At 58.5% G+C, this 15,529-nt stretch carries 13 protein-coding genes; 4 read left to right on the forward strand and 9 right to left on the reverse strand.

Going from position 1 to position 15,529, the window contains the following annotated elements; translation table 11 throughout:
- Nucleotides 1-80: 80 nt before the first annotated feature.
- Nucleotides 81-368, reverse strand: coding sequence for a hypothetical protein (locus tag ACXPVS_RS15445; RefSeq protein ID WP_458510703.1), 288 nt, complete (start codon nucleotides 366-368; stop codon nucleotides 81-83).
- Nucleotides 369-804: 436 nt separating this feature from the next.
- Between ACXPVS_RS15445 and algB the strand changes: the two genes are divergently transcribed.
- Both algB and ACXPVS_RS15455 read left to right on the forward strand, forming a co-directional pair.
- Entirely contained in the window at nucleotides 805-2,151 is a 1,347-nt protein-coding gene (gene algB / locus ACXPVS_RS15450) for a sigma-54-dependent response regulator transcription factor AlgB (RefSeq protein ID WP_458510704.1), read from the forward strand.
- Nucleotides 2,152-2,161: 10 nt separating this feature from the next.
- Entirely contained in the window at nucleotides 2,162-3,952 is a 1,791-nt protein-coding gene (locus ACXPVS_RS15455) for an ATP-binding protein (protein ID WP_458510705.1), read from the forward strand.
- 12 nt (nucleotides 3,953-3,964) lie between these two features.
- Here ACXPVS_RS15455 and ACXPVS_RS15460 read toward each other — a convergent pair whose 3' ends face one another.
- The 7 genes from ACXPVS_RS15460 to ACXPVS_RS15490 all read right to left on the reverse strand — a co-directional run bounded on the left by ACXPVS_RS15460 (nucleotide 3,965) and on the right by ACXPVS_RS15490 (nucleotide 11,226).
- Nucleotides 3,965-5,578 (reverse strand): EAL domain-containing protein, encoded by a 1,614-nt coding sequence (locus ACXPVS_RS15460; RefSeq protein ID WP_458510706.1) that lies wholly within the window; start codon nucleotides 5,576-5,578, stop codon nucleotides 3,965-3,967.
- 75 nt (nucleotides 5,579-5,653) lie between these two features.
- Nucleotides 5,654-6,433, reverse strand: coding sequence for an N-acetylmuramoyl-L-alanine amidase (locus tag ACXPVS_RS15465; RefSeq protein WP_458510707.1), 780 nt, complete (start codon nucleotides 6,431-6,433; stop codon nucleotides 5,654-5,656).
- 103 nt (nucleotides 6,434-6,536) lie between these two features.
- A complete protein-coding gene (locus tag ACXPVS_RS15470) occupies nucleotides 6,537-8,546 on the reverse strand; it encodes a GGDEF domain-containing protein (RefSeq protein WP_458510708.1) in 2,010 nt (669 codons plus the stop codon).
- A complete protein-coding gene (locus ACXPVS_RS15475) occupies nucleotides 8,543-9,421 on the reverse strand; it encodes an endonuclease/exonuclease/phosphatase family protein (protein ID WP_458510709.1) in 879 nt (292 codons plus the stop codon). The genes ACXPVS_RS15470 and ACXPVS_RS15475 overlap by 4 nt, the downstream gene beginning before the upstream one ends.
- A 14-nt stretch (nucleotides 9,422-9,435) precedes the next feature.
- A complete protein-coding gene (locus ACXPVS_RS15480) occupies nucleotides 9,436-10,077 on the reverse strand; it encodes a thiol:disulfide interchange protein DsbA/DsbL (RefSeq protein WP_458510710.1) in 642 nt (213 codons plus the stop codon).
- 200 nt (nucleotides 10,078-10,277) lie between these two features.
- Nucleotides 10,278-10,889, reverse strand: a complete 612-nt coding sequence (locus tag ACXPVS_RS15485) for a c-type cytochrome (RefSeq protein WP_458510711.1) — start codon at nucleotides 10,887-10,889, stop codon at nucleotides 10,278-10,280.
- Between the two features lie 46 nt (nucleotides 10,890-10,935).
- Complete coding sequence (locus ACXPVS_RS15490) at nucleotides 10,936-11,226, reverse strand: c-type cytochrome (protein WP_008156007.1); 291 nt, start codon at nucleotides 11,224-11,226, stop codon at nucleotides 10,936-10,938.
- A 191-nt stretch (nucleotides 11,227-11,417) separates the two neighbouring features.
- On the opposite strand from ACXPVS_RS15490, the gene yihA reads away from it, so the two are divergent.
- Entirely contained in the window at nucleotides 11,418-12,059 is a 642-nt protein-coding gene (gene yihA, locus ACXPVS_RS15495) for a ribosome biogenesis GTP-binding protein YihA/YsxC (protein ID WP_046044882.1), read from the forward strand.
- Nucleotides 12,060-12,360: 301 nt separating this feature from the next.
- Here the strand turns inward: yihA and polA are convergent, their stop codons facing one another.
- Nucleotides 12,361-15,132: a DNA polymerase I gene (gene polA, locus ACXPVS_RS15500; RefSeq protein ID WP_458510712.1), complete on the reverse strand. Its 2,772-nt coding sequence runs from the start codon at nucleotides 15,130-15,132 to the stop codon at nucleotides 12,361-12,363.
- Between the two features lie 74 nt (nucleotides 15,133-15,206).
- Between polA and ACXPVS_RS15505 the strand changes: the two genes are divergently transcribed.
- A complete protein-coding gene (locus tag ACXPVS_RS15505) occupies nucleotides 15,207-15,497 on the forward strand; it encodes a DUF2782 domain-containing protein (RefSeq protein ID WP_458510713.1) in 291 nt (96 codons plus the stop codon).
- Nucleotides 15,498-15,529 lie beyond the last annotated feature (32 nt).

Consider the following 15,529-nt stretch of genomic DNA (forward strand, 5'->3'; position numbering starts at 1 on the left):
GTGATTCTCCTTACGCTTCTACTTAGAGAGGTTGCTTGTGGTGCTTTTCCCGGCGCATCGAACGCGCCAAGTTCATGTGTTTAGAACACCCAACGTTCCTGGCGAGGCATCTCATCCGCAGGCTGAGCCTGGTCGACGTCCATCATTCGCATGGGGGGGCTGTCAGCCTGGTGGCTGCTGGCCGCGCTGAAATGGGTTTGTGTCGGGTGCTGAATCGACAAGCGTGGCACTTCTTGCTGCTGGCTTAGCTCCCAGCGCTGAAACTGCTGGCCGCCGATCAAAGTGATCAATAGCGCCAGAACAGCAAACAGACCTTGCTGCAGATGCAGTGGCGAGATACGCAACTGGGCGGCACGTTGGCGACTCATCCTGAAGCTCCTCCCACGCTGTGGTGATTTTGTTAGGGGCGACTTCTTGAGTACCCCGGTTAACCAGACTGTTGCAGCCTGCGTGCCAGCTTTTATTGATAATAAAAACTAATAAAATCAATACGTTATGATCATGGTGAAAATCGTATCGGACGCATCCTGCACGATGGCCCTTTTGACGTCGTGCGTAATGCACGATGGACTCAAAGGAACTTTGAATATTTTTGAATTGCGAGGAGGGCGTGGATGTCACAAGGGGACACCCGCAATCGCCTGCGAACCGCCTATCTGATAAAAAAACAGCAAAATCAGGCGATTAGCCTTAGGGTGAGGAGTAGAGCTACGCTGCTGTGGCTGGAATCGAGCAGAATCAACCATGCAACTTGCCCGATTTTTCCGGGACTAACCAAGATCATTCATTAAGGAGCGTAGGAAAATGGAATCAGCCACTGAGCATCAAGGCCGCATTCTGCTGGTGGACGATGAGTCCGCCATCCTGCGTACCTTCCGCTATTGCCTCGAGGATGAAGGCTACAGCGTCGCTACCGCCAACAGCGCCGCTCAGGCGGATGCGCTGCTTCAACGCCAAGTCTTCGACCTGTGTTTCCTCGACCTGCGTCTGGGCGAAGACAATGGCCTCGATGTGCTGGCCCAAATGCGCATTCAGGCGCCGTGGATGAGGGTGGTGATCGTCACCGCTCATTCGGCCGTGGATACTGCCGTGGATGCCATTCAGGCCGGTGCCGCCGACTACCTGGTCAAGCCTTGCAGCCCCGACCAATTACGCCTGGCCACCGCCAAGCAGCTGGAAGTGCGGCAACTGTCGGCACGTCTGGAAGCCCTTGAAGGCGAAGTGCGCAAATCCAAGGATGGCCTGGACTCCCACAGCCCGGCGATGAAAGTCGTGCTCGAAACCGCCCGCCAGGTGGCCGGTACCAATGCCAATATTTTGATTCTCGGCGAGTCAGGCACCGGTAAAGGCGAGCTGTCCCAGGCCATTCACGGCTGGAGCAAGCGCGCGAAGAAGTCCTGCGTCACGATCAACTGCCCATCCCTGACCGCCGAACTGATGGAGAGCGAGCTCTTCGGCCATAGCCGGGGGGCATTCACCGGGGCCAGCGAAAGCACTCTGGGGCGAGTCAATCAGGCCGATGGCGGTACGCTGTTTCTCGACGAAATCGGCGATTTTCCCCTGACGTTGCAACCAAAGTTGCTGCGTTTTATTCAGGACAAAGAATACGAGCGAGTGGGCGATCCGGTGACCCGCCGCGCCGATGTACGAATCCTTGCCGCCACCAACCTCAACCTCGAAGACATGGTGCGCGACGGCCGTTTCCGTGAAGATTTGCTCTACCGGCTGAACGTGATCACCCTACACCTGCCGCCACTGCGAGAGCGCAGGGAAGATATTCTGAACCTGGCCGATCGCTTTCTGGCCCGTTTCGTCAAGGAATACGCGCGTCCGGCTCGGGGCTTCAGCGACGAAGCTCTTGAAGCGCTGCTCGGCTACCGCTGGCCGGGGAACATTCGCGAACTGCGCAACGTGGTGGAGCGGGCAAGCATCATTTGTCCACAGGAGCGGGTGGAGCTCAGTCACTTGGGCATGGCTGAAACCCCGGTCAACAACGCGCCTCGGGTTGGCGCTGCGCTGAGTCTGGATGAACTGGAAAAAGCCCACATCGGAGCGGTCCTCGCCACTGCCGATACGCTGGACCAGGCTGCCAAGACCCTGGGTATCGATGCCTCGACGTTGTACCGAAAGCGCAAGCAGTACAACTTGTGAGCTGTCTCCGATGAGACTGGCGATGAAGTTGCGCACGCGGTTATTTCTGAGTATTTCCGCACTGATCACCGTGGCGCTGCTTGGGCTGTTGCTCGGGCTGGTCAGCGTGATGCAGATGGCGAGTTCCCAGGAAGCGCTGATTCGCGATAATTTCGTCACACTCGACCTGGGACTGAAATTGCGTCGGACCCTGGGCGATCAACTGATGATCATGCTCCGCAAGACGCCGGATCCTGCAGCGTTCGAGGCGTCCAAGCAGCATTATTTGCAGTTGCTTGATGACGGCATTGTCCATGCCCAGGCGGGCGATGAGCTCCAAAGCGGTTTTGAACAGGCCAAGACTGACTACCTGAGCTTTCTGCAGGCATACGACCTGTCACGTGACTCGACGCAGGTGTTGAGTGGCAACGAAGCGCTCACCGAAAAATTCAATGCACTGCGCGATGGTTTGATCGTCGAGCAACAGCGTGCGCTGGATAACATCAATGCCACCGAACGGCAGGCTCGGGAGAGGGCGCTGCTGGTTGCCGGCCTGCTCGGGCTGGTGGGGCTGGCGGTGCTGATCATCGGCTTCATCACCGCTCACGCTATCGCGCGACGTTTTGGTGCACCGATCGAGGCCCTGGCCCAAGCGGCGGACAACATTGGCCAAGGCAATTTCGAAGTGACGCTACCGATTTCCTCGGCCGTGGAAATGAACCAGTTGACCAAGAGCTTCGGCATCATGGCCGAGGCCCTGCGCGTGCATCAGGCCACCAATGTCGATGAACTGCTCGCAGGCCAGCAACGTTTGCAGGCGGTGCTCGACAGTATCGACGACGGGCTGTTGATGATTGATCGCGATGGCCGTTTGGAACACCTCAATCCAGTGGCGCAGCGTCAGTTGGGTTGGGACAGCGATCGTCTCGGTCAAGGTCTGAGTACGGCGCTTGAGCGTCCCGAGCTCGATGATCAGCTGCAACTGGTACTGCGCGGCGACACCCTGGAGCGGGCGCCTGAGGACCTGAGTATCGAGGTCGACGGTGAGTCGCGGTTGCTGACCTTTAGCCTGACGCCGGTCAGTCATACACAGGGGCATATTCTGGGCGCCGTGATGGTGCTGCATGACGTCACCGAACAGCGGGCATTTGAGCGGGTACGTAGCGAGTTCGTGTTGCGCGCCTCCCATGAATTGCGTACGCCGGTCACCGGGATGCACATGGCGTTCGGCCTGTTTCGCGAACGCGCGCACTTTGCCAAGGACTCGCGTGAAGCCGATCTGCTGGATACCGTGAATGAAGAGATGCAGCGCTTGATGCAGTTGATCAACGACCTGCTGAATTTCTCCCGCTACCAGAACGGATTGCAGAAACTCACGTTGGCGCCGTGCTCCGTCGAGGGTTTGCTGGAACAGGCGCGGGCACGTTTTGTCGGCCCGGCAGAAGAGCAGGGCATCGACCTGCTGGTGGATGTGCAAGGGCCATTACCGCGATTGCAGGCCGATCAACCGCAGCTGGACCGGGTGCTCGACAACCTGATCGACAACGCGTTGCGCCACACCGCTGCTGGCGGGCAAATACGTTTGCAGGCTCGACGCCATGGAGAACGAGTGATTATCAGCGTCGAGGACAACGGCGAAGGCATTGCCTATGGTCAGCAGGGGCGAATTTTCGAACCCTTTGTACAGGTGGGTCGCAAGAAGGGCGGTGCCGGGCTCGGTCTGGCACTGTGTAAGGAAATCGTGCAGTTGCACGGCGGTCGGATGGGTGTTTATTCGCGGCCAGGGCAGGGTACTCAGTTCTATATGGCGCTGTCGGTTTAAGCCACAGCCGCTTCAGGCTTCGTCATCGAGACGTCGGGCAGCCAATCGGCGACCACGGGTAATCAGCTCAATGAGCTGCACCGCACTCAACGCATGGGCGAATAGCCAACCCTGACCGAATTTCACGCCTTCACTGCTCAGAAGCGCCGCCTGGGATTCAAGTTCGATGCCTTCGGCAATCACCTTGAGTTGCAGGGCTTGGGCCATGCGAATGATGTGGGGAGCGACACCGCTACTTGCAGCGTCATGACCCAGCGCATCGATAAAAGCCTTGTCGATTTTCAAGCAATCGACTGGCAGGGTTTGCAGATAGGCGAGGCTGCAATAGCCGGTGCCAAAGTCATCAATCAGCACTTGATGCCCGACATCCCGCAAGGCTTGCAGGTTTTCCCGGGCTACCACGACATCGATCAATCCCCGCTCGGTGACCTCAAAGGCAATTTGCTTTGCGGCGACGCGGTGCAAGGTCAGCAGGCGAGCCATCACCTCACCGATACGCGGCACCATGACGTCGCAGGCCGCCAGGTTGACAGAGATGTACAGTTGCGGATTGGCCCGCAACAATTGACCCAGTTGCTCAAGCAGGCGCTGCAGGACGAAGTCGGTCATCTGGCGGATCTGGCCGGTGTTCTCCGCCATCGGAATGAACAGGTCGGGACTGGTCAAGGTGCCGTCCGGCCTTCGCCAGCGTAGCAAGGCTTCTGCCCCGACACAGTTGCGGCTGTCGAGGTCAAAGATCGGTTGATACAACACCTGCAATTCGCCGCGTCGTATGGCGCCCGTCAATTCGGCGTCCAGCGACTGTCGCTGGCGCACCAGCAGGAACGCCAGAAAGCCCACGCATATGGATAGCGCCAGGCTGGCCGGCAGCAGCAACCACCAGACAGTGGGTACATGCATGCCGGTGCGGGGGCTGATCAGTACCAATTGGTATACAGGGTTGTTGGTGGGCATGCGGTAAATCAAGCGGGTCTGCGTCACTTGTAGCGCGTCGCGGCTTTTCGGGGGCCAGGGTTCGGTGGGTGGCCAGACCTGTGAGACACCCAATACCGGAATCGCGCGCCTACCTTGGTCGAGCACCACCAGCAGGCTGCTTCCCGGTGGCAAGTCGACCATGTCGGTCAAATGCCCGCGAGACGTCGCGACACGAAAATTGCCGCGTCCGAGCATCAGCGCGGCGCGGTTTTCATCGGGTTCGGTAGTGGTGTTCAGCCAGTAGCTGTAGGTCGGCCCCTTGATGTCTGGCGGCCTTATCACCGACAGCCCTTCCTGGCGGGGGCGGTTGGAACAGATCCGCAAGGCGTCCATATAAGCGGCTTCGTAAACGAAACGGTAATTGAAGCCGACCTGTTGCAAGGCCGCGATCATTTCGTCATCGCAGCCGCGTAACGGCTGGGCTTCCAGGTCGTCTAGGCTTTCACGCAACTGCCCGAATAGTTGTTCCAGACGAGCAAGGAAGCGCTCGCCCTGAGCATTCATTTCTTCGCTTTCGCTCTGTTCGACTTGGTGCATGGCCACGAACAGACTGCCGACCATCAGGAGTGTTGCGCTCAAGACAGCAGCTAGCATCGCCAAAAACCAAGGGCGATAGAACCAACTACGTAAGGTCTCTCGAGCAGCAGGCATAGGGAATATCCGAAGAATTACCAATGAGTTATAGCTGCAGATTGAAAAAAAGCCCTGACCGTCGGGCGGGCGTCATTATTTTGTCTGGTTCAAGACCTGTAGAAGTGCCGCGGTTTGCGCATCCGGTGTGCCATCAAAACGTGACGGCCGGAAATGCATCTGGAAGGCCGCAATCACATGACGCGTTGCTACATCCAGTTCGCCGGTTTGAGGCGTGGGGTAGCCCAGGCGGGCCAGCTGTGCCTGAAACCAGCTGATAGTTGGCAGTTGTACTTCGAACTGTGTTTGCTGACGCGTTACGGCCTGCTCGTTCGGCCAGATTCCCAGGCCTTCGGCAGCCAGGCGCTTCCAGGGGAACAGCGGCCCCGGATCAAGCTTGCGCAGCGGGGCGATGTCGCTGTGGCCGATGATGCTGCGAGGATTGATGGCGTAACGCTTACTGATGCCCTTGAGCAGGACGATCAGGGACTGGATCTGGTCTTCGCTGTAGGGGTACCAAAGGCGCCCGGCAGGGGTGTCTTTAAAACCTGGATTGACGATTTCGATGCCAATGGAGCTGGAGTTCAACCAGGTCCGGCCTTGCCATTCGCTATCCCCGGCGTGCCAGGCTCGGAGGTTTTCATCCATTAGCTTGTAGATGGTGGCGCCCTTGTCGTCGCCAATCAGGTAGTGGCTGCTGACTTCTCCGTGGGTCAGCAGTTGCAGCGAGCGCTCCAGTGACGTGGAGGTGTAGTGCACCACCACGAACTGAATGCGGCTGTCGAAATTGGCTGAAGGGTGACGGGTGTCGAACCGGGGGCCGCTGGCACAACCGGCCAGCAGAATCAGCGACACGATGAGCGATAGATATTTCATGGCAGAAGGCAATACACACAGGACAGTAATGCAACAGTGTAACGTACTGACTTGTGCGCAGACGGCCAACGCGAAGTTTTAAACAAAATGGAACACTTGACCGTCACCCTAGTGCCACTTGGTTACGGCCGGCATGTTTCGCGCGATATAGGGCCTGATCGGCTCTTTTGAGCACCAGATCGCTATGTTCGCCGGGCTTAAATGCAGTCAGGCCCATGGAAATGGTGATGGTTACTGGCTCACCCTTGAAGTGGAAAGGGCAGGCTTCGATCGAGGCGCGCAGCTTTTCCAGCAGTTTCACACCAGCAGTTGGCACTGTGTCTGGCATCAACAGGACAAACTCCTCACCGCCGAACCGGGCAATGAAATCCGTCCCGCGCAGGCGCTTTTGTAGCACGCCAGCGATGATTTTCAGTACTTTGTCGCCCGCCAGGTGGCCATAGTTGTCGTTAATGCGTTTGAAATGGTCGAGGTCGAGCATTGCCAGCAACAGGGTGTTGCCGTGTTGTTGCCATTGGTTTATTTCGCTATCCAGCCGTTCGCTCCAGGCTGCCCGGTTAGGCAGGCCAGTGAGCGGGTCGATCAAGGCTTTCTGACGCTGCTCTTCAAGATGCTCGCGGTAGCCCAAGGCTTCCTGCTCCATGTGCGCAACGCGTTCGGCCAGACTATGGAGGCGGGCTGCAGCGTCCTGCTCGCGCTCGTCACGCTGCTTCTGGTGCTGGTCCATGGTGCCGAGCAGGCCTTCCAGATGGTTTTCCAGAACGTGTTTGAGGTCGTCCAGGTTGGCGGCTTCCTGCATGCTGCTCTGCAAGCCGTCGACCTGTTCGCGGATCTGCGTGTCCATCTCGCGGGCGGCGGAACGGTTGTCGGCATGGCCTTCGCTGGCGGCTTGCAAGTTGCTTTGGAACGACTCGAGGCGTTCGTTTAGCTGTTGCAAGTAGGCTTCGAATTCATGCTGGCCACTGTCGGTGATTGCCAGCATTAAGGTTGCCAGATCGTCGAGGATTGGCAGCAGTTCGTACCAATTCAAACCGTTTTGCAGGCGATCACGCATCGCTTCGGCTTGCGGACGATGACGCTCGGGCAGCGTCAGGTCGTCGAGCAGGCCCAGTAGCGTGTCTTCGATATGCTTGGCCACCGAGCTGTAGGATGGCTCGGGTGAGTCTGGCAGGGAGTAGAGAGCATCCGGCTCGAATTGTTCAGTCTCTACGGCGGCCAGCACCTGCGCCATGGCGGGGGGCAGCGGCAGGCTGTCGAGATAGACCACCGGGGTCAGTTCGTCGGGATTGATAGCCGGTTGAGCCTGTGTTTCTGGCTCGATGATTGATGGAGCGGGTTCTTCTGGATGCTCTATGTCGTCCGGTAGCGATTGCGATTGCGATTGCGGCAGCGATTGCGTCTCTGGAGTCTGCTCCGGCTCAAGCACCGACGGGGCAAGCGCTTCAACTGCAGGAGCAGGCGTTGCTGCTGGCGGAGCCTCGATCATCGGAGGCTCGGATGCAGTAGCGGGCGCGGCAACTGCTTCGGCTGGTTGCGGGGCGGGCGTCGGGAAGGTGCCGGAGGTCATCTGTGAAGCCGCATCATCCGCTTCACGGCTACCAAACAGTCGCTGCAGCAAACCGGGGCGCCCCGGTTCCGCCGGGTTTTCAAGCTGATTCAGGGCTTTGCCTTGCAGACCGCTCAGCTCGCTGAGCAGCAACGGAATTTCGCGCGCTTGCCCGACTCTTGCATCCAGTTGCTTGGCGAAGTGTTTCAGCGGCCGGCTTACTTCGCGCGGTAGCGGCAATGTTTGCAACTGCGAGACCAGCGCGGTCAATGCAGCGCTGGTCTGGTTGACCCGGGTTTCCCGGCGTTGTTCTGAATCGAGCACGGCTTTTTCCAGCCGCGGAAGCAGGGCGGCCAGGCCCGCGTCCATGTCGTCGGTGCGCACGACTTCACGCATTTCCTTCATGCATTGATCAACGACGCGGTCGGTGCCCTCGGCTGCCAGTGTGCTGCGCACCAGTCCACGACGCAGCAGGTCGAGCCGGGCGTCCCATCGACGTTCGAGCTTTTCCTGTTGTTCGATGCTTTTGAGGTATTTCTCTTTCCAGCGCTGTGCTTCGTCGCTCATTCATGGGATCCGCGAGGGGCAGGACTCAACGCGGGCAATGCATCAGCCGTGAGCGAACCCGGCAGACGAATCTCTACCGCGACCGGCAGGTGATCGGAAATGGGTTGTGCCAGCACTTCAACCTTTTCAAGGGTCAGGGTGGGGCTCAGCAGAATATGGTCCAGACAGCGCTGCGGGCGCCAGCTAGGGAACGTCGCTTCCAGTTGCGGCGCGAGCAGGCCGAGGTCACGCAACGGCGAATTTTGCAGCAAGTCACTGGCATGGGTATTCATGTCCCCCATCAGCACCTGGTGTTTATAGCCGCCGATCAACTCGCGGATATAAGCCAGTTGCATGCTGCGGGCGCGAGCGCCCAGCGCCAGGTGCATCATGACCACCACCAGCGCCTCAGGGCCTTCGCCAAAGCGCACCAGAATCGCCCCGCGACCTTTGGGTCCCGGTAGCGGATGATCTTCAATCGCCCACGGGCGCAGGCGGCTGAGCACCCCGTTGCTGTGCTGGCCGAGGCGTCCGAGATTGCGATTGAGTTGTTGATACCAGTAAGGGAATGCGCCGAGCTGAGCCAGGTGTTCGACCTGGTTGACGTAGCCTGATCGCAAGCTGCCGCCATCGACTTCCTGCAAGGCGACCAGATCGAAGTCGCCCAGTAGATTGCCGATTTTTTGCAGATTGCCGGCCCGCCCGGTGTGCGGCAACAGGTGCTGCCAGCCTCGGGTCAGGTAATGCCGATAGCGCTCGGTACTGATGCCGACCTGGATATTGAAGCTGAGCAAGCGCAGACGACTGTCTGCGGGCAGGCCCGTCGATTCCAGATGATGTTCGTTGACCCGCGGATCATGCAGGCCAACGACGCGTTCAGTGCCCCAGCGGCGCATGGCAGTCGCCGCGCTTAGTTGGCAGCAGCCTTGTTAGCCGCTCGCTCTTTGTCGATCAGCTTGTCGGCCAGTTGTAATGCTTGCTCGGCGCCGCCGGCAGAGCCCACGTCGAAGCGATACTTGCCGTTGACGATCATGGTCGGTACGCCGGTGATTTCATACTTTTTGGCCAGGTCAGTGGCCTTGACGATCTGACCCTTGATGGCGAAGGAGTCGAAGGTGGCCAGGAACTTGTCCTTGTCTACGCCTTGGGTGGCCAGGAAGTCTGCCATTTCATTCTTGTCGACCAGCTTCTTGTGTTCTTTCTGAATTGCGTTGAACACTGCTGCGTGAACCTTGTTTTCGACGCCCATGGCTTCAAGGGTCAGGAACATCTGGCCGTGTGCGTTCCACGGGCCGCCGAACATGGCCGGAATGCGGACGAAGTTCACGTCGGAAGGCAGTTTCTCAACCCATGGGTTGATCACGGGCTCGAAAGCGTAGCAGTGCGGGCAGCCGTACCAGAACAGCTCCACCACTTCGATCTTGCCAGGCACAGCTACCGGGACGGGATTGGTCAGTTCGACATATGGCGCTGCGGGTGCTTCAGCCGCTTGGGCGGTCATGCCGAACAGGCTGGCAGCGACGAGTGCGGCGCTGATGATCAGATTACGCATGCTTTACTCCTGGACAATTTTGGTCGCCTCGCGCGACCTGTTTTCAGACAGGTCTTGGCGGGGTTGAGTTCTGTAGTGTAACGGCAGCGGCCACAAAAAAGGGCGGCCAAAGCCACCCTTTTTATGCTTGCATCGACGGATTAATCGAGCGTTAACGTTGCGGAAGGTGTACACCTCGCGCAACGCCCTATTCGTCGGTCTTAGTGCAGACCTTGAATGTAGCTGGACACCGCTGCGATATCTTCGTCGCTCAGCTTTTTGGAGATGCTTTGCATCGGCTTGGTGTCGCCGTCGTTGGTGCGGCCGGCTTCTTCCTTGCGGAAGTCGGTCAGTTGTTTGGCGATGTATTGAGCGTGCTGGCCGCCCAAATGTGGGAAGCCGGCGGCTGCGTTACCCGCACCATTTGGCGAGTGGCAACCGGTGCACGCTGGCAGGCCCTTGGCCAGATCGCCGCCGCGGAACAGTGCTTCACCGCGAGAAACGACTTTGGGGTCGGCGGCGCCAACACTGCCTTTCTGGCTGGCGAAGTAGGCGGAGATATCGGCCAGGTCCTGATCGCTCAGGTTGGTCAGCAAGCCCGTCATTTCCAGTACCGTGCGTTTGCCGGACTTGATGTCGTGTAACTGCTTGTTCAGATAACGCTCGCCCTGGCCTGCCAGTTTCGGAAAGTTAGGCGCCATACTGTTGCCATCCGGGCCATGACAGGCGCCACATACTGCGGCTTTCGCCTGACCAGCAGTCGCATCACCTGCAGCATGGGCAATGCCGGAGATCCCCACGGTCAACAGCAGACTCACGATCAATTTGTTCATCAGCTAATCCAACTACGGCTAAGGGTTAAAGAGTTATGGGCCGGGATCACTCGCTCATCCACTGGATGATTGCTTGGTAATCCTCGGCACTGCAGTCCATGCACAAACCACGCGGCGGCATCGCCTTGAAACCCTGGGTCACGTGTTGCACCAGCGTCTCCATACCTTTCGCCAACCTCGGCGTCCAAGCTTCCTGATCGCCCTTTTTGGGCGCCATGGGCAGTTGGCCGGAATGACAGGCACCACAAACACGGTTGTACACAGCTTCTGGATCCTGTGTAGCCTGAGCGCTGTAAAGCGGCATCAAGACACCGGCAGCTAGCAGCCATTTCGTCATAAAACGACCTTTTCAGGGTTGAGAGCGTTCTGCGTTCTAGTGCGCAATCAAGGTCAATCGCTCTCGTGAACTTCATCCTACGCTGGGACAAAGCGCACACAAAATCTGCGGCATTATATACTGGCGTCACTGAAACGGAAACGACACTGCTCGCCGCGTCCATTCCCGGCGCCGCCCACATCGGAAATCCCATGCAACTCAAGAACCCCATCCTCGGCCTGTGCCAACAGTCCACCTTCATGCTCAGCGCTGCCAAAGTCGACCAATGTCCCGACGACGAAGGCTTTGAAGTGGCCTTCGCCGGGCGTTCCAACGCCGGCAAGTCCAGTGCGCTGAACACCTTGACGCACGCCAGCCTTGCGCGGACCTCGAAAACTCCGGGTCGCACGCAGCTCTTGAACTTCTTCAAGCTAGACGATGATCGTCGTCTGGTCGACCTGCCGGGGTACGGTTACGCGAAAGTGCCTATCCCGTTGAAGCTGCACTGGCAGCGTCACCTGGAAGCTTATCTGGGCGGTCGTGAGAGTTTGAAGGGGCTGATTTTGATGATGGACATCCGTCATCCAATGACCGACTTCGATTTGCTGATGCTCGACTGGGCTGTCGCCAGCGGCATGCCGATGCACATTTTGCTGACCAAAGCCGACAAGTTGACCTACGGGGCGGCGAAAAACGTCCTGCTCAAGGTTCAGGCAGACATCCGTAAGGGTTGGGGAGATGCGATCAGCATCCAGCTGTTTTCGGCGCCAAAACGCATGGGCCTGGAAGACGCCTACACTGTACTGGCGGGTTGGATGGAACTGGCGGACAAGGGCGCCGAGCTCGCGGAGTAAGCTCATTTACAAAAACTGCGGGCAAAAAAAACCCCGGACTTCTTATGGGGAGGGGGAAGTTCCGGGGTTCAAGTTCCGGACCGCTAGGGGGAGGTCCAGATATCTGCCAACACTTAACACAACATTAGGAGCATCGAAGGGCTTCACCACCCATTCAGTAACTCTGAGTGGCGATTCGGGGGATTAGTTCAGAATTTTTTGGAAAGCCTTTGGAATAGGCCATCGAACTTTCCGAACTAAGAGCCCTTCGGTCTTTCTGCCGCGGCACTATGCCGTAGCGGAAAACGCCTTTTCAGGCGGTTCAGTGAGCCTCATCCCAATTATTTCCCACACCAACCTCTACCAACAGCGGCACATCAAGCTTCGCTGCGTCGCTCATGTGTATGCGAATTTCATCGCGGACCTGGTCGACCAAATCTTCACGCACTTCCAGAACCAATTCATCGTGCACCTGCAGGATGACTTTGGCGTCGAGGCCTGATGCTGTCAGCCAGCTATCCACGGCAATCATGGCTTTTTTGATGATGTCCGCTGCGGTGCCTTGCATCGGGGCGTTGATCGCCGTGCGTTCGGCACCTTTGCGCAGGGCCGGGTTTTTCGCGTTGATTTCCGGCAGGTACAAGCGACGACCAAAGATGGTTTCGACGAATCCTTGTTCGGCAGCCTGGGCGCGGGTGCGTTCCATGTATGCCAGCACGCCTGGGTAACGGGCGAAGTAACGGTCGATGTAGGCCTGGGACTGCTTGCGATCAACACCAATCTGTTTGGCCAGGCCAAACGCGCTCATGCCGTAGATCAAACCGAAGTTGATCGCCTTGGCGCTGCGCCGTTGGTCGGTGGTGACGTCTGCCAGTTCAACCCCGAAAACTTCGGCGGCGGTGGCCTTGTGTACGTCCAGGTCATTGCGGAACGCGTGCAGCAAACCTTCATCCTTGGCCAGGTGAGCCATGATTCGCAGTTCGATTTGCGAATAGTCCGCTGCCAGCAGCTTGTAGCCTTTTGGCGCGACGAAGGCCTGACGAATCCGACGCCCTTCGGCGGTGCGGATCGGAATGTTCTGCAAGTTCGGGTCGCTGGACGACAAGCGGCCGGTTGCCGCTACGGCTTGGTGGTAAGACGTGTGAATCCGCCCGGTGCGCGGGTTGATCTGCTCTGGCAGGCGATCGGTGTAGGTGCTTTTCAGCTTGCTCATCGAGCGGTACTGCATCAGTACTTTGGGCAGCGGGAAATCTTGTTCGGCCAGTTCCGCCAGCACGGCTTCGGCGGTGGACGCCTGGCCTTTGGCCGTTTTGCTGAGGATTGGCAGGCCGAGCTTTTCGTACAGGATCACCCCCAATTGCTTCGGCGAGCCGAGGTTGAATTCTTCCCCGGCAATGGCGAACGCCTCACGCTCGAGGGCGATCATTTTCTCGCCCAGTTCGACGCTCTGAATGCCCAGCAGGTTGGCATCGACCAGCGCGCCTTGGCGTTCGATCCGTGCCAGTACTGGCACCAACGGTATTTCGATTTCCCTCAGGACCTTGCTCAGGCTTGGGATGGCATTAAGCTTTTCCTGCAGGGTTTGATGCAGGCGCAGCGTCACGTCGGCGTCTTCGGCAGCGTAAGGCCCCGCCAGCTCCAGAGATATCTGGTCAAACGTCAGTTGCTTGGCACCCTTGCCGGCGATGTCCTGAAAACTGGTGGTGGTGTGATTCAGGTACTTGAGCGCCAGGCTGTCCATGTCGTGACGGGTCGCGGTGGAGTCCAGCACGTAGGATTCGAGCATCGTGTCGAAGGCGATGCCTTGCACGGTGATACCACAGCTCTGATCGCCACCGATGGCGCAGTTGGCCAGAATGTTCATGTCGAACTTGGCGTGCTGGCCGACCTTGAGCTTGTTCGGGTCTTCCAGGATCGGCTTCAACGCGCGCAGCACGGTGTCGCGATCGAGTTGGTCCGGCACGCCCATGTAGGAATGGGTCAGCGGGATGTAGGCCGCTTCGTTGGCTTGTACAGCGAAAGACAGCCCCACCAGTTGCGCCTGCTGCGCATCGATGCCGGTGGTTTCTGTATCGAAGGCAATCAACTTGGCGTCGTCGAGCTTCTTCAGCCACACGTCGAAATCAGCCTGGGTGAGAATTGTCGTGTACTTGAGTTGGGTATCGACGGGCGCTTCTTCAGCCACCGGAGCGACGACTTCCTGACCGGAGCGCTTGGCGTCGCGCTGGTTCTCTTCGAACCAGCTCTTGAACTCCAGCAGGGTGTAGAGCTCGGCGAGTTTGTCGTGATCCGGCTTGCCCATTTGCAGGTCGTCGAGGCCGATATCCAGCGGCACGTCGATCTTGATGGTTGCCAACTGATAGGAGAGAAACGCCATCTCCCTGTGTTCTTCGAGCTTGGCCGGCAGGGTTTTGGCCCCGCGAATCGGCAGGGTCGGGACGATGTCGAGCTGCGCATAGAGCTCGGTCAGGCCGCCGTTCACGCCGACCAACAGGCCAGAAGCGGTCTTCGGGCCAATGCCCGGAACGCCCGGAATGTTGTCGGAAGAATCACCCATGAGTGCCAGGTAATCGATGATCTGCTCGGGAGCGACGCCGAATTTCTCCTTCACGCCCTCCACGTCCATCGCGCTACCGGTCATGGTATTGACCAGGGTAATGTGGCCGTCGACCAGCTGTGCCATGTCCTTGTCGCCGGTGGAGATCACCACTGGGCGGTCGGCCGCCGCGCTGCTGCGGGCCAGGGTGCCGATCACGTCATCGGCTTCGACGCCTTCGACGCAAAGGAGCGGGAAGCCCAAGGCCATCACGCTCTGGTGCAGCGGCTCGATCTGAACACGCATGTCGTCGGGCATGCTTGGGCGGTTGGCCTTGTACTCGGCAAACATGTCGTCCCTGAATGTCCCGCCCTTGGCGTCGAACACCACGGCGAACGGACTTTGCGGGTACTGCTTGCGCAGACTCTTGAGCATGTTCAATACGCCCTTGACCGCGCCGGTTGGCAGACCTCTGGACGTGGTCAGTGGTGGGAGGGCGTGAAAGGCGCGGTACAGGTAAGAAGAACCGTCCACCAGGACGAGGGGGGCTTGGCTCATGAGCAGGATCAACCTTTTCGGCGGGTCCGGCGCTAGAATAGCGGGACCATTGACGACAAAGGGACAAGGTTATCATGCGCACACTAAATCGCCTGTTGCTGGCTGGGTTGTTTGCATCCGTTCCGTTGGCCGTCCTGGCGGCGGACGATGCGCCGACATCGGAGCCGCAAGTCACTATCCGCACGGAAGGGGATAAAACCATCCAGGAGTACCGTCAAAATGGTTTCCTGTATGCGATCAAGGTCACCCCGAAGGGTGCACCGCCGTATTTTCTGGTGCGTGCGGACGGGACAGATGCAAACTTCATCCGCTCGGATCAGCCGGATATGCTGATTCCGTCATGGAAGATCTTTGAGTGGAAGTAGTTTCTTAATTTCAATCGGCGCTGGCTCAAGCA

The sequence above is a fragment of the Pseudomonas sp. Ma2-10 genome, assembly GCF_054330215.1.